Here is a 17,642-nt window from a genome sequence, read left to right as displayed (position 1 = left end):
CGGACCCTCATACGTCGATCGCCGGGCGGGCCTGCATTCACAGGCCCGCCCGGCGATCGACATAGAGGGCGGCCGTCGGACGCCCGGAGCTCTCCCGCGCTCAGCCCGCCGCGGCGGGCTCCGGCTGCTCGGCAGCAGCACCGGGCACCGCGGCGACGGCCACCGGGCGCTCACGCAGCGACAGCAGCACCCGCACGACCGCGATCCATACCAGGCACGAGCCGAACATGTGCAGGCCGACGAGGATCTCCGGGGTGTCCGTGAAGTACTGGACGTAACCGATCACGCCCTGCCCCAGCAGCACCAGGAAGAGATCACGGGCGCGGTGGAGCGGACCGACCGGCGCGTCAACGGCCTTCAGCACGAACCAGAGAGCGACGGTCAGCGCCACCACGGCCCAGGCCAGATCGGCGTGCAGCTGCGTGATCATCTTCCAGTCGATCGGAATGCGGTGGACGTCGCTGGAGTCACCCGCGTGCCGTCCGGCGCCCGTGACGACCGTGCCGACCGCGATCAGCAGCCCCGCCACGACCACGAGCAGCCAGGTCAGCTGGGACACCGCCTTGCCCACCAGTGGACGGGGCGCAGCGTCGCCCTCGCGGACCCGCTGCCAGGTCACCATCGCGACGGTGAGCAGCGCCGTGGAGAGCAGGAAGTGCGCGGCGACGGTGTACGGGTTGAGGCCGACCAGTACCACGATGCCGCCGAGCACCGCGTTGCCCATGACCACCCAGAACTGCGCCCAGCCGAGCCGCGTGAGGCTTCGCCGCCAGGGCTTCGCGGACCGGGCGGCGATGATCGCCCACCCGACCGCCGCGCAAAGGACGTACGTCAGCATCCGGTTGCCGAACTCGATGGCGCCGTGGAAGCCCATCGCGCTCGTCGCCGTCAGGCTCTCGTCGGTGCACTTGGGCCAGGTCGGGCAGCCGAGGCCGGAGCCGGTCAGCCGTACCGCGCCGCCGGTCACGACGATGAGCACGGCCATGACGACGGCCGACATGGCCGCGCGGCGGACCGTGCGGGGGGACGGGGTCCAGCGTTCGGCGATGAAGAGGAGCGGGTTCCGCGCGGCTTGAGCGACTTCGGCTCGGGTCAGCTTGGGCACGCGCACCATCGTAAGCGGCGGCTTGTGCAAGCTTTCACGAGGGGGACGAGTTACCTCGAAACGTCATGCCGCACGTCGTCGCCGGTCATTCCCAGCGGAAGAACTTTGCCGCCGCGCCCAGTCCGAGCACCGTCCAGACCGCGAGGATCCCGAGATCGCCCCACGGCATCGAGGCGCCGTGCTGGAGCACGTCCCGCAGCCCGTCGGACAGGGCCGCGATCGGCAGCAGCCCCAGCACGGACTGCGCCGCGTCCGGGAACTTGTCCAGCGGCACGATGACGCCGCCGCCGACCAGCAGCAGCAGAAAGACCAGGTTGGCGGCGGCGAGCGTCGCCTCCGCCTTCAGCGTCCCGGACATCAGCAGGCCGAGCCCGGAGAACGCGGCGGTGCCGAGCACGAGCAGCAGCAGGACGGCTAGCGGGTTGCCGTGCGGCGACCAGCCCAGCGCGAACGCGATCACCGTCAGCAGCACGACCTGCAGCACCTCGGTGACCAGTACCGCGAGGGTCTTCGCGGTCATCAGCCCCCAGCGGGGCAGCGGTGAGGCACCGAGGCGCTTGAGCACGCCGTACCGCCGCTCGAAGCCCGTCGCGATGGCCTGGCCGGTGAAGGCGGTGGACATCACGGCCAGCGCGAGAATGCCCGGCGCCAGGAAGTCGACGGACCTGCCCGCGCCGGTGTCCACGATGTCGACGGCGCTGAACAGCACCAGCAGCAGCGTCGGAATGATCACCGTCAGGAGCAGCTGCTCGCCGTTGCGCAGCAGCATCCTTGTCTCCAGCGCGGTCTGCGCACCGATCATGCGGGGCAGCGGGGCGGCACCGGGCCGCGGGGCGTACGTACCGGCGCTCATGCGCGCAGCTCCTTGCCGGTCAGTTCCAGGAAGACGTCCTCCAGGGTGTGACGCTCGACGGAGATGCCATCGGGCATCACGCCGTGCTGCGCGCACCAGGAGGTGACGGTGGCCAGCAGCTGTGGGTCGACCTGGCCGGTGATGCGGTACGTGCCGGAGGTGGGCTCGGCCGCCTGCGAACCGTCGGGCAGCGCCTTCAGCAGCGAGCCGAGGTCGAGACCGGGGCGGCCGGTGAAGCGCAGGGTGTTCTCCGCGCCGCCGCGGCACAGCAGTTCCGGGCTGCCCTGAGCGATGACCCGGCCCGCGTCGATGATGGCGACATCGTCGGCGAGCGCCTCGGCCTCGTCCATGAAGTGGGTGGTGAGGACGACCGACACGCCGTCGGCGCGCAGCTCCCGTACGAGATCCCAGGTGGAGCGGCGGGCCTGCGGGTCGAGGCCGGCGGTCGGCTCGTCCAGGAAGACCAGTTCGGGGCGGCCGACGACGGCCATCGCCAGGGCGAGCCGCTGCTGCTGGCCGCCGGAGAGCCGGCGGTAGGTCGTCCGGCCGCAGCTGCCGAGGCCGAGGCGCTCGATCAGGGCATCGACATTCAGCGGATCGGCGTGGAGTTTCGCCATGTGGCGGAGCATCTCGTCGGCGCGTGCACCGGAGTAGACGCCGCCCGACTGGAGCATCACGCCGATCCGGGGGCGGAGCTTCGCGGCGTCGGCGACCGGGTCGAGGCCGAGGACCCGTACCGTCCCGTCATCCGGGCGGCGGTAGCCCTCGCAGGTTTCTATGGTGGTGGTCTTGCCTGCGCCGTTGGGGCCGAGGACGGCGGTGACCGCGTCGGCGCGTACACACAGGTCGAGGCCGTCCACAGCGGTCTTGGGGCCGTACCGCTTCACCAGGTTCCTGACCTGTACGACGGGCTCGCTCTTCATGGCCGGTAAGTCTAGGCAGGGGCGGGAAGGGCCCGTCTCCCGGGGCCGAATTAGGTAACCCTAAGTGATGAACGGCACCGTAGATCGTTTCGGACCGTGGTTGTCAGGGCCCGCTGAATTACGCAACAATGGCGTTGTGAAATACGGCGAGGCCAAGCGGGAGTCACCGCAGGAGGAACTCGCGACCGGCGAGCGCTCGACGCGCAACCGGGTCGCGCGCTCCATCCTGGACCACGGCCCGTCCACCGTTGCCGAGCTGGCGAAGCGCCTGGGCCTCACCCAGGCCGCGGTGCGCCGCCATCTCGACACCCTCGCCTCCGACGGCGTCGTCGAAGCCCGCGAACAGCGGGTGTACGGGGCGCGGACCCGTGGCCGCCCGGCCAAGGCGTTCGCCCTCACCGACTGCGGGCGGGATGCCTTCGACCAGTCCTACGACAAGCTCGCCGCGGACGCGCTGCGCTGGATTGCCGAGACCTCGGGCGACGAAGCGGTCGTCGCTTTCGCCCGGGCCAGGATCGCGGCTCAGTCCGAGGCGTACCGCACGGCGATCGAGGCCGCGGATCCCCAGGCGCGCACCGAGGCGCTGGCCAAGGCCTTGTCCGCCGACGGGTACGCTGCTACGGCGCGAAGCGCGCCCGGCCCGCAGCAGGGCGAGCAGCTGTGCCAGCACCACTGCCCGGTCGCTCATGTCGCCGAGCAGTATCCGCAGCTGTGCGAGGCGGAGACGGAGTTCTTCTCCAGCCTCCTCGGGACGCATGTGCAGCGTCTGGCCACCATCGCCCACGGCGACGGTGTGTGTACGACGTACATTCCGCGCAGCGGCCACTCAGCACCACAGACCACCAATTCAGCATCTGCAAGCACGGCCGGGAGGAACCCCGCATGACGCTCCCTACGGAGACTGCCCACCCTGAGCTCGAGGGTCTGGGTACGTACGAATTCGGCTGGGCCGACTCCGACGCGGCAGGCGCCGCAGCCAAGCGCGGGCTCTCCGAGGATGTCGTCCGCGACATCTCGGCGAAGAAGAACGAGCCCGAGTGGATGCTGAAGCTGCGCCTCAAGGGCCTCAGGCTGTTCGACAAGAAGCCCATGCCGAACTGGGGCTCCGACCTTTCGGGCATCGACTTCGACAACATCAAGTACTTCGTGCGGTCCACGGAGAAGCAGGCGGAGTCCTGGGAGGACCTGCCCGAGGACATCAAGAACACCTACGACAAGCTCGGTATCCCGGAGGCGGAGAAGCAGCGACTGGTCGCCGGTGTCGCCGCGCAGTACGAGTCCGAGGTCGTCTACCACCAGATCCGTGAGGACCTGGAGGAGCAGGGCGTCATCTTCCTCGACACCGACACCGCGCTGAAGGAGCACCCGGAGCTCTTCAAGGAGTACTTCGGCACCGTCATCCCGGTCGGCGACAACAAGTTCGCCTCGCTGAACTCGGCCGTGTGGTCGGGTGGCTCGTTCATCTATGTGCCCAAGGGTGTCCGCGTCGACATCCCGCTGCAGGCCTACTTCCGTATCAACACGGAGAACATGGGCCAGTTCGAGCGGACGCTGATCATCGTCGACGAGGACGCCTACGTCCACTACGTCGAGGGCTGCACCGCGCCGATCTACTCCTCCGACTCGCTGCACTCCGCGGTCGTCGAGATCATCGTGAAGAAGGGCGGCCGCTGCCGCTACACGACGATCCAGAACTGGTCGAACAACGTCTACAACCTGGTCACCAAGCGCGCCGTGGCCTACGAGGGCGCGACCATGGAGTGGGTCGACGGCAACATCGGCTCCAAGGTCACCATGAAGTACCCGGCCGTCTACCTGATGGGCGAGCACGCCAAGGGCGAGACCCTGTCCATCGCCTTCGCGGGCGAGGGCCAGCACCAGGACGCCGGCGCCAAGATGGTCCACATGGCGCCGAACACCTCCTCCAACATCGTCTCCAAGTCGGTGGCGCGAGGCGGCGGCCGTACCTCCTACCGCGGTCTGATCGAGATCGGCGAGGGCGCGCCGGGCGCGAAGTCCAACGTCCTCTGTGACGCGCTGCTGGTCGACACGATCTCGCGCTCCGACACCTACCCGTACGTCGACGTCCGCGAGGACGACGTGTCGATGGGGCACGAGGCGACCGTCTCCAAGGTCTCCGAGGACCAGCTCTTCTACCTGATGAGCCGTGGTCTGACGGAGTTCGAGGCGATGGCGATGATCGTGCGCGGCTTCGTCGAGCCGATCGCGAAGGAGCTGCCGATGGAGTACGCCCTCGAGCTCAACCGGCTGATCGAGCTGCAGATGGAGGGTTCGGTCGGCTAGCACAGTCCGACGACCGAATCCCCCGACTTTTGACAGAGAAAGCGAGCACTACGACAGCCATGGCTGAGGCTCAGAACATTCCGGCGGGGTCCACCACCACCGGGTCCATCGCGGTGGCCGCCGAGTCGACCGTCGCCACGCGCATGAGCGCGCCCCCGTCCTTCGACGTCGCGGACTTCCCGGTCCCGCACGGCCGCGAGGAGGAGTGGCGGTTCACGCCGCTGGAGCGGCTCCGCGGGCTGCACGACGGCACGGCCGTCGCCACCGATGGCGCCGTGAAGGTCGCGATCGAGGCCCCCGAGGGCGTCACGGTCGAGACCGTCGGCCGTGACGACTCCCGGCTCGGGAAGGCCGGCACCCCGGTGGACCGCGTCGCCGCCCAGGCGTACACGTCCTTCGAGCAGGCGTCCGTCGTCACGGTCGCCAAGGAGGCCGTGCTCACCGAGCCGATCCGCATCGCGGTGCACGGCGAGGGCGGCGTGGCCTACGGCCACCAGGTCGTCGAGCTGGGTGCCTTCGCCGAGGCCGTCGTCGTCATCGACCACACCGGTGACGCGGTGCTCGCCGCCAACGTGGACTACGTCCTCGGCGACGGCGCGAAGCTCACCGTCGTCTCCGTGCAGGACTGGGACGAGACCGCCGTCCACATCGGCCAGCACAATGCGCTGGTCGGCCGGGACGCCTCGTTCAAGTCGATCGTCGTCACCTTCGGCGGTGACCTCGTCCGCCTCCACCCGCGCGTCAGCTACGCGGGCACCGGCGGCGAGGCCGAGCTCTTCGGTCTGTACTTCACCGACAAGGGCCAGCACCAGGAGCACCGCCTCCTGGTCGACCACAACACCCCGCACTGCAAGTCCAACGCCGCCTACAAGGGCGCGCTCCAGGGCGACGGCGCACACGCGGTGTGGATCGGTGACGTACTCATCCAGGCCAGGGCCGAGGGCACCGACACCTACGAGATGAACCGCAACCTCGTCCTCACGGACGGCGCGCGGGTCGACTCGGTGCCGAACCTGGAGATCGAGACCGGCGAGATCGTCGGCGCCGGTCACGCCTCCGCGACCGGCCGCTTCGACGACGAGCAGCTCTTCTACCTGATGTCCCGCGGCATCCCGGCCGAGGAGGCCCGCCGGCTCGTCGTGCGCGGCTTCTTCGCCGAGCTCGTCCAGCAGATCGGTCTGCCGGACGTCGAGGCGCGGCTGCTCGACAAGATCGAGACCGAGCTGAAGGCTTCCGTCTGATGGCCTTCGTCAAAGCCTGTGCGCTGAGTGAGCTCGAGGACGACACCCCGAAGCGGGTGGAGCTCGACGGCATCCCGGTGTCCGTCGTCCGCACCGAGGGCGAGGTGTTCGCGATCAACGACATCTGCTCGCACGCGAATGTCTCACTGTCCGAAGGAGAGGTCGAGGACTGCATGATCGAGTGCTGGCTGCACGGCTCCAGCTTCGACCTCCGCACCGGCAAGCCGTCCGGCCTCCCCGCGACGCGCCCCGTCCCCGTATACCCCGTCAAGATCGAAGGGGACGATGTGCTCGTCTCCGTCACCCAGGAGTCCTGAGTCACCCATGGCAACGCTTGAAATCCGCGACCTGCACGTCTCCGTCGAGGCCGACAACGCCACGAAGGAGATCCTCAAGGGCGTCGACCTGACCGTGAAGCAGGGCGAGACCCACGCCATCATGGGCCCCAACGGGTCCGGCAAGTCCACCCTCGCGTACTCCCTCGCAGGTCACCCCAAGTACACGATCACCAGCGGTTCGGTGACCCTGGACGGCGAGGACGTCCTGGAGATGACCGTCGACGAGCGCGCCCGCGCCGGTCTGTTCCTCGCGATGCAGTACCCGGTCGAGATTCCCGGTGTCTCGGTCTCCAACTTCCTGCGCACCTCCGCCACCGCCGTCCGCGGCGAGGCACCCAAGCTGCGTACCTGGGTGAAGGAGGTCAAGGAGACGATGGGCCGGCTCCAGATGGACCCGGCGTTCGCCGAGCGCAACGTCAACGAGGGCTTCTCCGGCGGTGAGAAGAAGCGCCACGAGATCCTTCAGCTGGAGCTCCTCAAGCCGAAGGTCGCGATCCTCGACGAGACGGACTCCGGTCTGGACGTCGACGCCCTGCGCATCGTCTCCGAGGGCGTCAACCGGGTCCGCGAGACCGGCGAGGTCGGCACCCTGCTGATCACGCACTACACGCGGATCCTCCGCTACATCAAGCCCGACTTCGTGCACGTCTTCGCCAACGGCCGCATTGCCGAGTCCGGCGGCGCCGAGCTCGCCGACAAGCTGGAGAACGAGGGCTACGAGGCATATGTGAAGGGTGGCCCCGTGAGCGGAGCGAACTCAGGAGGTGCAGTCGCGTGACACAGCTGCCGGGCCTCCTCGACACCGAGGCGATCCGCAAGGACTTCCCCCTGCTGGATCGTACGGTCCACGACGGGAAGAAGGTCATTTACCTGGACAGTGCGGCGACCTCGCAGAAGCCGCGCCAGGTGCTCGACGCTCTCAACGAGTACTACGAGCGGCACAACGCCAATGTGCACCGCGGTGTGTACACGATCGCGGAGGAGGCCACGGCGCTGTACGAGGGCGCCCGTGACAAGGTCGCCGCGTTCATCAACGCGCCCAGCCGCAACGAGGTGATCTTCACCAAGAACGCCTCCGAGTCGCTCAACCTCGTGGCCAACATGCTCGGCTGGGCCGATGAGCCCTACCGGGTGGACCACGACACCGAGATCGTCACCACGGAGATGGAGCACCACTCCAACATCGTGCCGTGGCAGCTGCTCTCGCAGCGCACCGGCGCGAAGCTGAAGTGGTTCGGTATCACCGACGACGGCCGCCTCGACCTGTCCAACATCGACGAGATCATCACGGAGAAGACGAAGATCGTCTCCTTCACCCTGGTCTCGAACATCATGGGCACGATCAACCCGGTCGAGAAGATCATCCGCCGTGCCCAGCAGGTCGGCGCACTGGTCTGCATCGATGCTTCGCAGGCCGCCCCGCACATGGTGCTCGACGTGCAGGCGCTGCAGGCGGACTTCGTGGCCTTCACCGGTCACAAGATGGTCGGCCCGACCGGCATCGGCGTGCTCTGGGGACGGCAGGAGCTCCTGGAGGACCTGCCGCCGTTCCTCGGTGGCGGCGAGATGATCGAGACCGTGTCGATGCACTCGTCGACGTACGCCCCCGCGCCGCACAAGTTCGAGGCCGGTACGCCCCCGATCGCCCAGGCCGTCGGCCTCGGTGCGGCCGTGGACTACCTCTCGGCGATCGGCATGGAGAAGATCTACCGACACGAGCACGCGATCACCGAGTACGCGGTGAAGCGGCTCCTGGAGGTCCCCGACCTCAGGATCATCGGTCCTGCGACGGCCGAGGACCGCGGCGCCACGATCTCCTTCACGCTCGGCGACATCCACCCCCACGACGTGGGCCAGGTGCTCGACGAACAGGGCATCGCGGTCCGGGTCGGACACCACTGCGCACGGCCGGTCTGCCTGCGGTACGGAATTCCTGCGACGACGCGAGCGTCGTTCTATCTGTACTCCACGCCCGCCGAGGTCGACGCCCTGGTGGACGGTCTGGAACACGTACGGAACTTTTTCGGTTAATAGGCACAGCGGCTGAGGGTTGACTGGTGAAGCTTGATTCCATGTACCAGGAAGTGATCCTGGACCACTACAAGCACCCCCATGGGCGCGGCCTGCGGGACGGCGACGCCGAGGTGCACCACGTCAACCCGACGTGCGGCGACGAGATCACTCTCCGGGTGAAGTACGACGGCGAGACCATCGTCGATGTGTCGTACGAGGGTCAGGGCTGCTCCATCAGCCAGGCCAGCGCATCCGTGCTGAACGACCTGTTGGTCGGCAAGGAGCTGGGCGAGGCGCAGAAGATCCAGGAGACCTTCCTGGAACTGATGCAGTCGAAGGGCCAGCTGGAGCCGGACGACGCGATGGAGGAGGTACTGGAGGACGCGGTCGCGTTCGCCGGTGTCTCGAAGTACCCGGCCCGGGTCAAGTGCGCGCTACTGAGCTGGATGGCGTGGAAGGACGCGACGGCGAAAGCGCTGTCCGAAGGGAAGACGGCATGAGCGAGAACACGGTGACACCCGACGAGGGCCTGACGACCAAGCCGGCCTCCGAGGAGGAGGTCCGTGAGGCCCTGTACGACGTCGTCGACCCCGAGCTGGGCATCGACGTCGTCAACCTGGGCCTGATCTACGGCATCCACATCGATGACGCCAACATCGCCACCCTCGACATGACCCTGACGTCCGCGGCCTGCCCGCTGACCGATGTCATCGAGGACCAGGCGAAGTCCGCGACCGACGGCATCGTCAGCGAGCTGCGGATCAACTGGGTCTGGATGCCGCCGTGGGGCCCGGACAAGATCACGGACGACGGGCGCGAGCAGTTGCGCGCGCTCGGCTTCAACGTCTGAGCCATCTGCACCGCCGAACGGCCCCCGGCTTCTGCCGGGGGCCGTTCGGCGTTGTTCGTCTGCTGTACGCCTGATGTGTCTCCGCCGTTGGCGCGGGAACCGCAACCTACTCCTCGACATCACGCCGACGAGAGGCACGCTGTGCTGCATCAGCTTTCGCTCCAGAACCGCCGGGCGGCCGCCGCCGCGGGCGGTGTTCTCGTGCTGGCCGCTCTGGGGGTCAACACCCCCGCGCACGCTGCGAGTTACGGAACGCCGACGATCGGGCTCTCGGTCTCCTACCTCTCCGGAGCCGTCGGTGCGACCGGTGACCCCGTGGTCACCGTCACCGTCGCGCAGAGCGGCGCCGATGTCACCGCGCTCGGTGTGGCGGCATCCGCCAGCTCCAAGTCGTCCGTCGCCGGAACCGGTGATGTGACCGTGACGGGGACCGGCGCCACCCGGCAGCTCGCGGTCGCCGCGCACGCGCGCGGCTACACGGATCTCACGATCAAGGTCACCGGACTCGGCGGCAGGACCGCCACCAGGACGCTGCACTACGCGGCGTCCGCCGCCGTGCAGAACTCCGCGGACACGCGCTACCTCACCGGGTCCTCGGATGCCTCGGCCGCCGTCGATGTCGGCGGCGGGTACGCGGTCGTGGCCGACGACGAGTCCAACACGCTTCGGCTGTACAGCCGTTCGGCATCCGGTGCGCCCGTGCGGAGCTGGGACGTCGGCTCGGCGCTCGGGGCGGACAAGGAGATCGACATCGAGGGCGCGGCCCGGGTCGGGAACACCATCTACTGGACCGGTTCGCTCGGCAACAACAAGGACGGTGAGTACAAGTCCGACCGCAACACCGTCTTCACCACGACGGTGACCGGGTCGGGCGCCGCCACCCGGCTGACGGTCGGCGGCTCGTACAGGAAGCTCCGGGACGACCTCGTCGCCTGGGACAAGGCGAACGGCAACCGGTACGGCTTCGCCGCGGGTACGGCGGACGGTGAAGTGCCCAAGCAGATCGACGGGTTCAACATCGAGGGCCTGGAGTTCGCGCCCGGCTCGACGACCACCGCGTACCTCGGCTTCCGGGCGCCTCTCGTGCCGCCGAAGGACGGGGGCAGGGCCCTGATCGTGCCTGTCACCAACTTCGACAAGGTGGCCGGCAGCGGGGCGAAGCCGGTCATCGGTACGCCGATCGAGCTGGACCTCGGCGGGCTCAGCATCCGGGACATCCGCAAGAACGCCGCCGATCAGTATCTGATCGTGGCCGGCTCCTGGGCGGCCGACGACAACTCCGACCCGTACGCCCTCTACGCATGGGACGGCGTCGCCGCACACGCGCCCGTCAAGCGGGCCGATCTGCCGACCGCCGACCCGGGCGGCTGGGAGGCCGTCGTCGACGTTCCGGACCTGACGGTTCCTGGCGCCCGGGTGCAGCTGATCACGGATGCGGGATCGGCCGATCTGTACGGGGACGGCACGGCGGCGAAGGACCTCGACCACGCCGAGTGGAAGAAGTCCCGGGCCGTCCGGTTCACCGTCGGCGGCTGACGCAACGGGCGGCTTCGCGAATCGATGTGGCGAACGGCCGTGCCCGCCAGGCGGACTGGCGGGCCGAGCGGTCCGGTGCGGGCCTTCGCGGACGTGACCTCTAGGGGCCGTACTGCGGGCCGTGCTGCGGCGGTACGGCTGCCGCCTCGGCGAGGACCGGGCCCAGGTTCTCCGTACGCATGCGCCGGTCGACGTAGAGGAGTCCGGTCACCAGCTGCGGGAACGTCGCCGAGACGAGCTGACCGATCAGCTGTCCCAGCAAGAGGATCACCACATAGCCGCTCATCGCGAAGACGATCGACGCGGGGTTCGGGTCGTCGTCCAGGGTCGCGCCCCCGATCATCCCGGAGAACATGCCGAGGAACGAGAACGGGATCTGGATGATGTAGTTCGCCGCTGCCGCCATGGCGAAGGCCAGCAGGCTGATCCCGAAGATCCGCCACCAGTCGCCGCGCACCAGCTGCGACGAGCGGCGCAGTGCGGCCACAGGGCGCTGCCCCTCGAAGACCACGGCCGAGGGGGCCAGGCTGAATTTCACCCAGAGCCAGGCCGCCACGGGCGCGGTGGCCAGGGCGCCCAGGAAGCCGAGCGAGGTCCACACCGCGGCACCGGCCCCGTCCGCCAGTGTGATCGCGCCGATCATGAGGGCGAGGAAGCCGATCACCATCAGCACCATCGGGATCATCGCGATCAGAGCTGTCAGGATCACCGTTCCGATCAACGCCGGCACGCGGGCCCAGGCCCGGCGCCAGATGACGGAGAAGGTGGTCGGCGTACCCAGTACGGCCTCCTGAAGGACCGCGGGAACGGCGGCGTACACCATGGCTGTGCTGATCATGAGTGCGACCATGGCGACCAGCCAGACGGAGCCGAGGGCGATCAGTACCGGTGTGAGATCCGTCGACGGCAGGTCCTCCTCGGCGCTGAGCGAGATGATCCGGTGCAGATGGTCACTGACCGCGGAGTACCCGATCACGGCCGCCGCCCCCACGACCACCAGTGCCCCGCCGTACACGGCCACACCGATGCCGAACAACTGCTTCCAGTAGCGCCCCATCGTGCTGAAGGCGCCGCCGAGTATGTCCCCGAGTTTCAGAGGTGCCAGCGGTATCACCCCGGGCTTCGGCGGCGGCATCCAGCCACCCCATCCCGGCGGCCCTCCGTACGGTGCTCCGCCGTACGGCGGACCGCCGCCCCACCCTGCGTCCTGCGCCACTGCTGCTCCGTTGTGTTGTCGTCCTGTGTGCTGGTCGGGACACCGTAGCGTCCCGGATGGCGCAAAGCTGCCGTACTGAGGTGCGAACAGCGATGCGTACACTCGTACACATGGGATATGGACTGCTCGCCGCTGCGATCGCGGCGGAAGTGGCCGGCACGACGGCCATGAAATACAGCGAGGGCTTCACCCGGCTCTGGCCCTCGCTCATCACCGTCGCGGGCTATCTCATAGCCTTCACGCTGCTCGCCCAGACGTTGAAGACGCTGTCGATGGGCACCGCCTATGCCATCTGGGCCGGGATCGGGACCGCCGCGGTCGCCGCCATCGGCATCCTCTTCATGGGGGAGTCCGGCAATCCGGTCAAGCTGGCGGGCATAGCCCTGGTCATTGCCGGAGTGGTGGTGCTGAATCTGGGAGGGGCCCACTGATGACACGCCGTTACGACCCCGAGCGGCGCGGCCGCATCATCGACGCCGCGATCCGGGTGGTCGGTGCCAAGGGCATCGCCGGGCTCAGCCACCGCTCCGTCGCGGCCGAGGCCGATGTGCCGCTCGGCTCGACGACGTATCACTTCGCCTCGCTGGACGAGCTGTTGATCGCGGCCCTGCGCCGGTCGAACGAGAACTTCGCCGAGCTCATGCGGGAGTGCGGTGCCCTGGCCGACCCGGCCGCCGACCTCGCCGGGGAACTGGCCGGGCTGCTGGGGGACTACTTCTCCGGTGGGCGCGGGCGGGCCGAGTTGGAGTACGAGCTGTACCTCGCAGCCCTCCGCAGGCCCGCGTTGCGGCCCGTCGCCGCCGAATGGACCGACGGCACGGCCGAGTTGCTGTCCCGGCGGACCGATCCGGCCACGGCGAGGGCGCTGATCGCGCTCATGGACGGGATCTGCCTGCAGGTGCTGCTCACCGGCGGGGAGTACGACGAGGCGTACGCGCGGGAGATGCTGGGGCGCGTCGCCGGCTGATGGCTCCGGGCTCAAGTGCCCCTCACTCGCCGGCCGGGCTTGCCCTTCGGATCGCCGTCAGCGCCGCCTGCACGCTCGCCTCGATGTCCGTGATCGGGTACAACGCCTCGCGGATCGTCCGGTCCCCGTCCACCACGAGCGTCAGCCGCTTCAGCCGGCTGGTTCCCGCCGCACGGAACGTCGGCAGGCGCAGCGCCGCCGTCAGCTCCAGCTCCGCGTCGGACAGCAGAGGGAAACGCAGCCGCTCCGCGTCCGCGAACGCCCGCTGCTCGTCCGGGCGTTGGGTGGACACCCCGTGCACGGTCGCGCCCACCGCCGTGAACTCGGCCAACTGGTCACGATACGTACAGGATTCGAGGGTGCAGCCGCTCGCCCCCGAGATATCGGACCAGCCCGGCGGATAGGCGTCCCGGCGGGCGTAGGCGCTGGGGAAGCAGTACAGAACGGTGTACGGGGTGTCGGCGACCGGGTCGCGCAACACGCCGTCGTAGTCCAGCAGTTGCAGCTCGGGCAGGCGCGTGCCCACCAGGGCGTGCACCCGGGCCGCTTCCTTCGACGCCTCCGTGGCCGTTGCCATCATCTCCCCGTCTCCCATCACCCAGGTGTCGCCCCAGTCCTGGAGCGCGATCAGTACGGGCAGCAGTGCGCGTCCACGCCTGGTGAGCCGGTACTCGTACCGGGGCGGCCGGTCCTGGTACGGCTCCCGGGACAGCACTCCCGCGTCGACCAGCAGTCGCAGCCGCTCGGTCAGCACCTTGCGGGACATGCCCAGCTCCTCCTGGAGCGCGTCGAAGCGGTGCACCCCGCGCGCCGTGTCCCGCACGATCAGCAGGGTCCACCAGTCGCCGACGACATCGAGCGCCTGGGCGATCGCGCAGTCGGCGTCGGCCAGGCTGGTGCGCTGGGGCATGGGCTCCTCCTCCGTCGGTCTCCCGCGGTCGTCTCTTACACGATTGACCTGCAGGAAAGCATGATGTCATAGTCCGTTCCCAAGAGAAACTCACTGGGGAGGGTGCTGCGAATGAGGTTCTTCGGGATCGTGCGGGACGTACCGCGCACGGTACGGCTGCTGGCCTTCGGTTCCTTTCTCAACGGCGTCGTCAGCTTCACCTTCGTCTATCTCTTCATCTATCTGACCGGCCCGCGCGGACTGACCGTCCCGCAGGCCGGAGTGATCGCGGGTGTCGGCGGCATCGGGCTGGTCGCGGGGAACTTCACCGGCGGCTGGTTCGGCGACCACTACGGCCACCGCCGAATGCTCCTGACCGGGTCGCTGGTGAGCGGGACGGCGCTCGCCGCCCTGCCGGTCCTGCCGGTCGCGGCGATGTACGGCGTGCTGCCGCTCGCGCAGTACGCGGCAGGTGTCGTACGCGCAGCCAACGCCGCACTCGTCGCCGTCTCCGTCCCCGAGGGCAGCCGGCGTCAGAGCTTCGCCCTCGTGCGGGCCGGGAGCAACGCGGCGTTCGCCGTCGGCCCGCCGCTCGGCGCGCTGATCGCCGCCCACTTCTCGTACGACTGGCTGTTCGTCGCCGACGGCCTCGGGACGCTGTTCTTCGCCGGATACGCGTCGACGGTGCTTCCGGCGCACGGCACCGCGCACAACCGGCCGGTGCGCGAGCCCGGTGCACCCGGGCTCTGGCGGGAGCTACGGGCCAGGCCGGCCGTGCTGGTCCTGCTCGCCGCGATCCTCTGCGTCGACCTCGTCTACCGGCAGCAGTACTCGACGCTGCCCGTCTTCCTGTCCGAGCACGGCCACAGCGCCCAGTTCTACGGCTGGCTGCTCTCCGTCAACGGCGGCCTCATCCTGCTGCTGGAACTCCCGGCGGCGCACGCGCTGCGCCGGCGCACGCCGCTGGGCATCGTGGGCACCGGGCTGCTGCTCGTGGGGCTGGGATACGCGGTGCTGATCCCGGGGGCCGGGGCGCTGTTCGCCGTCACCATGATGGCGTCGCTGACCGCGGGCGAGATCCTCTACAAGACCACCGCGACGGCGTACGTCGCCGACCAGGCTCCCGCCCATGCGCAGGGCCGCTTCCAGAGCCTGTACGCGGGCGCCTCCATCAGCGGCCAGGTGCTGGCGCCGCCGATCGGCGGCGCCCTCTACGCCGCCGTGCCGGGACTGCTCTGGCCGGCCTGCGCGGTACTGGCGGGCGGTGCGGGGGCGGCGGTGCTGGCGGCGCGGCGGCTGCGCGGGCCGGTGCGCGAGGAGGCTCCCGCACCAGTACCCGAACGGCAGGCGCAGCCCGGCTGACCGGGTGGTCGTGGGCTCCCGCGGACCGCGCGCGACCACCCGGCGAGACCGGTTGGCTCCGACGGTGCCTCGCCGGTTAGGTTCGTGTCATGACCGACACGACTCCTGCTCGCACCACCGGCGCCGTCGCCGCCGGCCTCGCCACCATCGCCGGCGACGGTTCCGTTCTCGACACCTGGTTCCCCGCCCCCGAGCTCACCGCCGAGCCCGGCCCGGCCGGAACCGAACGGCTCACCCCCGACCAGGCCGTCAACCTCCTCGGCGAGGGCGCCGCCAAGGCCATCGGCGTGGACGCCCGCCGCGGTGTCGAGATCGTCGCCGTACGTACGGTCATCGCCTCGCTCGACGACAAGCCGCTCGACGCGCACGACGCGTACCTGCGCCTGCACCTCCTCTCGCACCGTCTCGTCCAGCCGCACGGTCAGAACCTCGACGGCCTCTTCGGCCTCCTCACCAACGTCGCCTGGACCTCGCTCGGCCCGGTCGCCGTCGACGACGTGGAGAAGGTGCGGCTGAACGCCCGCGCCGAGGGCCTGCACCTCCAGGTCACCTCGGTCGACAAGTTCCCCCGGATGACGGACTACGTCGCGCCGAAGGGCGTCCGGATCGCCGACGCCGACCGGGTCAGGCTCGGCGCGCACCTCGCCTCCGGAACCACCGTCATGCACGAGGGCTTCGTCAACTTCAACGCGGGCACCCTCGGCACGTCGATGGTCGAGGGCCGGATCTCCGCCGGTGTCGTCGTCGGCAACGGTTCCGACATCGGCGGCGGCGCCTCCACCATGGGCACCCTCTCCGGCGGCGGCAAGGAGCGCATCGTCATCGGCGAGCGCTGCCTGATCGGCGCCGAGGCCGGTGTGGGGATCGCGCTCGGCGACGAGTGCGTCGTCGAGGCCGGGCTCTACATCACGGCCGGCAGCCGCATCACGCTTCCGGACGGCCAGATCGTCAAGGCCCGTGAGCTCTCCGGCGCCTCGAACATCCTCTTCCGCCGCAACTCGGTCACCGGCGCCGTCGAGGCCCGCCCGAACAATGCGGTCTGGGACGGCCTCAACGACGTCCTGCACAGCCACAACTAGCTCGTGGCGGCGAGGAGTTCCTCGTACGCCCTCCGCAGCCCGTCGGCCGCCTCGCGCCCGGCGGGCTGCAGCGGTTCCCGGACCGGTCCGGCGTCGAGCAGCGCCTTCGCCGTGACCGTGCCGGGCAGTCCGGACGCCATCATCAGCTCGGCGAGCGGGACGGTCAGCCGGTTGAGCCGGGCGGCCTCCGCGGTGTCCCCTGCGTCGAAGGCGTCCAGGACCGCCCTCAGCTGCCGGGGCACGACATTGGCGACCGTACTGACATAGCCCGCCGCGCCCACCGCGTACAACGGCAGATTCAGCTCCTCGCAGCCCGAGTAGTACGCCAGCGAGGTCGCGCCGATCACCTTCGTGGAGCCGAGCAGGTCGTACGCGCAGTCCTTCACGGCCACGATGCGCGGGTGCTCCGCGAGCCTCAGCAGGGTCTCCGGCTCGACGCGCGTGCCGGTGCGGCCGGGGATGTCGTACAGCATCAGCGGAAGGCCGGTCGCGTCGGCGACGCGACAGAAGTGCGCCTCGACGGCGGCCTGCGGCGGTCGGCTGTAGTACGGCGTCACCACCAACAGGCCGTCCGCGCCCGCCTGTTCGGCCTGCTGGGCGAGGGCCACGGTCTGCCGGGTGTCCGAGCTGCCGACCCCGGCGACGATCGGCACGTCGTCGCCGACCGCCGCCCTGACCGCCCGCAGCAGTGCGAGCTTCTCGGCGTCGGTGGTGGTCGGGGACTCGCCGGTGGTGCCGCTGAGCACCAGGCCGTCGCAACCGTCGGCGACCAGAGAGACGGCATGCTTCCGGGCGGCGTCCTGGTCCAACGCGCCGGAAGCGGTGAACGGCGTGATCATCGCGCAGAGCGCGCGGCCGAAGGGGGCTACAGGTGCTGTCATCCCTGAAGTGTCGGTCGGCCGAACCGTGAAGGTCCACTTAGTTCTTCTTGAGGTGAAGAGGAAGAGATGCTCAACAATTGTGGGA

The 17,642-nt window shown here is 69.3% G+C and carries 19 protein-coding genes; 13 read left to right on the top strand and 6 right to left on the bottom strand.

All coding sequences use genetic code 11. From position 1 onward, the window contains the following. Positions 1–100 precede the first annotated feature (100 nt). The 3 genes from GA0115254_RS36240 to GA0115254_RS36230 form a co-directional block, all read right to left on the bottom strand. Positions 101–1,114 (bottom strand): COX15/CtaA family protein, encoded by a 1,014-nt coding sequence (locus GA0115254_RS36240; RefSeq protein WP_093899514.1) that lies wholly within the window; start codon positions 1,112–1,114, stop codon positions 101–103. A gap of 76 nt (positions 1,115–1,190) precedes the next feature. Then, positions 1,191–1,958: an ABC transporter permease gene (locus GA0115254_RS36235; protein ID WP_037691728.1), complete on the bottom strand. Its 768-nt coding sequence runs from the start codon at positions 1,956–1,958 to the stop codon at positions 1,191–1,193. Beyond that, positions 1,955–2,881 (bottom strand): ABC transporter ATP-binding protein, encoded by a 927-nt coding sequence (locus tag GA0115254_RS36230; RefSeq protein WP_093899513.1) that lies wholly within the window; start codon positions 2,879–2,881, stop codon positions 1,955–1,957. Before GA0115254_RS36230 ends, GA0115254_RS36235 begins: the two co-directional genes overlap by 4 nt. 100 nt (positions 2,882–2,981) lie before the next feature. Between GA0115254_RS36230 and GA0115254_RS36225 the strand changes: the two genes are divergently transcribed. The 9 genes from GA0115254_RS36225 to GA0115254_RS36185 all read left to right on the top strand — a co-directional run bounded on the left by GA0115254_RS36225 (position 2,982) and on the right by GA0115254_RS36185 (position 11,163). Further along, positions 2,982–3,767, top strand: coding sequence for a helix-turn-helix transcriptional regulator (locus GA0115254_RS36225; RefSeq protein WP_256102961.1), 786 nt, complete (start codon positions 2,982–2,984; stop codon positions 3,765–3,767). Further along, positions 3,764–5,185: a Fe-S cluster assembly protein SufB gene (sufB, locus tag GA0115254_RS36220; RefSeq protein WP_093899511.1), complete on the top strand. Its 1,422-nt coding sequence runs from the start codon at positions 3,764–3,766 to the stop codon at positions 5,183–5,185. Before GA0115254_RS36225 ends, sufB begins: the two co-directional genes overlap by 4 nt. 59 nt (positions 5,186–5,244) lie before the next feature. Then, on the top strand, positions 5,245–6,426 hold the full coding sequence (gene sufD / locus GA0115254_RS36215) for a Fe-S cluster assembly protein SufD (RefSeq protein ID WP_093899510.1): 1,182 nt from the start codon (positions 5,245–5,247) through the stop codon (positions 6,424–6,426). Then, positions 6,426–6,743, top strand: coding sequence for a bifunctional 3-phenylpropionate/cinnamic acid dioxygenase ferredoxin subunit (locus GA0115254_RS36210; protein ID WP_093899509.1), 318 nt, complete (start codon positions 6,426–6,428; stop codon positions 6,741–6,743). Before sufD ends, GA0115254_RS36210 begins: the two co-directional genes overlap by 1 nt. A 7-nt stretch (positions 6,744–6,750) precedes the next feature. Beyond that, positions 6,751–7,542 carry a Fe-S cluster assembly ATPase SufC gene (gene sufC / locus GA0115254_RS36205; protein WP_093899508.1) on the top strand — a complete coding sequence of 264 codons (792 nt, stop codon included), beginning with the start codon at positions 6,751–6,753 and terminating at the stop codon, positions 7,540–7,542. Beyond that, a complete protein-coding gene (locus tag GA0115254_RS36200) occupies positions 7,539–8,795 on the top strand; it encodes a cysteine desulfurase (RefSeq protein ID WP_093899507.1) in 1,257 nt (418 codons plus the stop codon). The genes sufC and GA0115254_RS36200 overlap by 4 nt, the downstream gene beginning before the upstream one ends. Before the next feature lie 26 nt (positions 8,796–8,821). Further along, positions 8,822–9,277 carry a Fe-S cluster assembly sulfur transfer protein SufU gene (gene sufU / locus GA0115254_RS36195; protein WP_093899506.1) on the top strand — a complete coding sequence of 152 codons (456 nt, stop codon included), beginning with the start codon at positions 8,822–8,824 and terminating at the stop codon, positions 9,275–9,277. After that, positions 9,274–9,627 (top strand): metal-sulfur cluster assembly factor, encoded by a 354-nt coding sequence (locus tag GA0115254_RS36190; RefSeq protein WP_093899505.1) that lies wholly within the window; start codon positions 9,274–9,276, stop codon positions 9,625–9,627. Before sufU ends, GA0115254_RS36190 begins: the two co-directional genes overlap by 4 nt. Before the next feature lie 141 nt (positions 9,628–9,768). Beyond that, positions 9,769–11,163, top strand: coding sequence for a DUF3616 domain-containing protein (locus GA0115254_RS36185; protein WP_093899504.1), 1,395 nt, complete (start codon positions 9,769–9,771; stop codon positions 11,161–11,163). Between the two features lie 100 nt (positions 11,164–11,263). Here GA0115254_RS36185 and GA0115254_RS36180 read toward each other — a convergent pair whose 3' ends face one another. After that, entirely contained in the window at positions 11,264–12,298 is a 1,035-nt protein-coding gene (locus tag GA0115254_RS36180) for a DUF7847 domain-containing protein (protein ID WP_093899503.1), read from the bottom strand. A gap of 191 nt (positions 12,299–12,489) precedes the next feature. On the opposite strand from GA0115254_RS36180, the gene GA0115254_RS36175 reads away from it, so the two are divergent. Further along, on the top strand, positions 12,490–12,810 hold the full coding sequence (locus GA0115254_RS36175; RefSeq protein ID WP_093899538.1) for a DMT family transporter: 321 nt from the start codon (positions 12,490–12,492) through the stop codon (positions 12,808–12,810). Further along, a complete protein-coding gene (locus tag GA0115254_RS36170; protein ID WP_093899502.1) occupies positions 12,810–13,346 on the top strand; it encodes a TetR/AcrR family transcriptional regulator in 537 nt (178 codons plus the stop codon). The genes GA0115254_RS36175 and GA0115254_RS36170 overlap by 1 nt, the downstream gene beginning before the upstream one ends. A 22-nt stretch (positions 13,347–13,368) precedes the next feature. Here GA0115254_RS36170 and GA0115254_RS36165 read toward each other — a convergent pair whose 3' ends face one another. After that, complete coding sequence (locus tag GA0115254_RS36165; RefSeq protein ID WP_093899501.1) at positions 13,369–14,256, bottom strand: winged helix-turn-helix transcriptional regulator; 888 nt, start codon at positions 14,254–14,256, stop codon at positions 13,369–13,371. A gap of 111 nt (positions 14,257–14,367) precedes the next feature. Between GA0115254_RS36165 and GA0115254_RS36160 the strand changes: the two genes are divergently transcribed. Together GA0115254_RS36160 and dapD are read left to right on the top strand one after the other, a co-directional pair. Continuing rightward, positions 14,368–15,597, top strand: a complete 1,230-nt coding sequence (locus tag GA0115254_RS36160; RefSeq protein WP_093899500.1) for an MFS transporter — start codon at positions 14,368–14,370, stop codon at positions 15,595–15,597. A gap of 89 nt (positions 15,598–15,686) precedes the next feature. Beyond that, entirely contained in the window at positions 15,687–16,676 is a 990-nt protein-coding gene (gene dapD, locus GA0115254_RS36155; RefSeq protein ID WP_093899499.1) for a 2,3,4,5-tetrahydropyridine-2,6-dicarboxylate N-succinyltransferase, read from the top strand. Here dapD and dapA read toward each other — a convergent pair. Then, positions 16,673–17,557, bottom strand: coding sequence for a 4-hydroxy-tetrahydrodipicolinate synthase (gene dapA, locus GA0115254_RS36150; protein WP_093899498.1), 885 nt, complete (start codon positions 17,555–17,557; stop codon positions 16,673–16,675). The two genes, dapD and dapA, sit on opposite strands and share 4 nt — an antisense overlap. Between the last annotated feature and the right edge of the window lie 85 nt (positions 17,558–17,642).

Source organism: Streptomyces sp. Ncost-T10-10d, from assembly GCF_900091955.1.
Lineage (GTDB): Bacteria > Actinomycetota > Actinomycetes > Streptomycetales > Streptomycetaceae > Streptomyces.
The sequence above is the reverse complement of the archived record's forward strand: the minus strand, read 5'-3'. Positions and strand labels throughout refer to the sequence as shown.

Coding starts and splice junctions, on each gene's coding strand:
- GA0115254_RS36240 (WP_093899514.1), bottom strand. CDS start 1,114: ATGGTGCGCGTGCCCAAGCTGACCCGAGCCGAAGTCGCTCAAGCCGCG.
- GA0115254_RS36235 (WP_037691728.1), bottom strand. CDS start 1,958: ATGAGCGCCGGTACGTACGCCCCGCGGCCCGGTGCCGCCCCGCTGCCC.
- GA0115254_RS36230 (WP_093899513.1), bottom strand. CDS start 2,881: ATGAAGAGCGAGCCCGTCGTACAGGTCAGGAACCTGGTGAAGCGGTAC.
- sufB (WP_093899511.1), top strand. CDS start 3,764: ATGACGCTCCCTACGGAGACTGCCCACCCTGAGCTCGAGGGTCTGGGT.
- sufD (WP_093899510.1), top strand. CDS start 5,245: ATGGCTGAGGCTCAGAACATTCCGGCGGGGTCCACCACCACCGGGTCC.
- GA0115254_RS36210 (WP_093899509.1), top strand. CDS start 6,426: ATGGCCTTCGTCAAAGCCTGTGCGCTGAGTGAGCTCGAGGACGACACC.
- sufC (WP_093899508.1), top strand. CDS start 6,751: ATGGCAACGCTTGAAATCCGCGACCTGCACGTCTCCGTCGAGGCCGAC.
- GA0115254_RS36190 (WP_093899505.1), top strand. CDS start 9,274: ATGAGCGAGAACACGGTGACACCCGACGAGGGCCTGACGACCAAGCCG.
- GA0115254_RS36180 (WP_093899503.1), bottom strand. CDS start 12,298: ATGCCGCCGCCGAAGCCCGGGGTGATACCGCTGGCACCTCTGAAACTC.
- GA0115254_RS36175 (WP_093899538.1), top strand. CDS start 12,490: ATGGGATATGGACTGCTCGCCGCTGCGATCGCGGCGGAAGTGGCCGGC.
- GA0115254_RS36170 (WP_093899502.1), top strand. CDS start 12,810: ATGACACGCCGTTACGACCCCGAGCGGCGCGGCCGCATCATCGACGCC.
- GA0115254_RS36165 (WP_093899501.1), bottom strand. CDS start 14,256: ATGCCCCAGCGCACCAGCCTGGCCGACGCCGACTGCGCGATCGCCCAG.
- GA0115254_RS36160 (WP_093899500.1), top strand. CDS start 14,368: ATGAGGTTCTTCGGGATCGTGCGGGACGTACCGCGCACGGTACGGCTG.
- dapD (WP_093899499.1), top strand. CDS start 15,687: ATGACCGACACGACTCCTGCTCGCACCACCGGCGCCGTCGCCGCCGGC.
- dapA (WP_093899498.1), bottom strand. CDS start 17,557: ATGACAGCACCTGTAGCCCCCTTCGGCCGCGCGCTCTGCGCGATGATC.